Here is a 383-nt window from a genome sequence, read left to right on the forward strand (position 1 = left end):
CGGGGTCGGCCACAGCCTCTCCTGCTCGGCGGTGGGCGCGCCCCCCCCCCCCCCCCCCCCCCCGGGGGGGGCCCGCCGCCGTATCTGCAGGCGGTGCCGCCTGCCGTTCCGCTTCCTCCGCCCGCCTCCCAGGCCGTGTCCCCACCCGCGGCCCTGCCGCTGCTGATCCGCCAGGGTCTGGCGGCACTGAGCGTCCCGCCGACGGCCCCGACCGAGCACCGCCGCGCCCCCGCCGGCGGCCCGGCCCTGCTGGCGCAGCTCCATGCCTCCCCGCCGCCGGCGCAGGGCGGCCTGCTGGCGGCGCTCGGCGCGGGTCATGCCATCCCGGCGCCGCCCGAGACGGGGGGGGCCGCCCCCCCCCGCGCCAGGCCCCACGGGACACA

1 protein-coding gene is annotated in these 383 nt (G+C 83.3%); it reads left to right on the forward strand.

All coding sequences use genetic code 11. The annotated features are described in order from the left end of the window. Window positions 1-135 precede the first annotated feature (135 nt). On the forward strand, window positions 136-383 hold a 248-nt coding region (locus ACVMLK_RS21370; RefSeq protein ID WP_457487589.1), incomplete at its 3' end, for a hypothetical protein.

It is taken from the genome of Teichococcus aerofrigidensis, assembly GCF_054073225.1.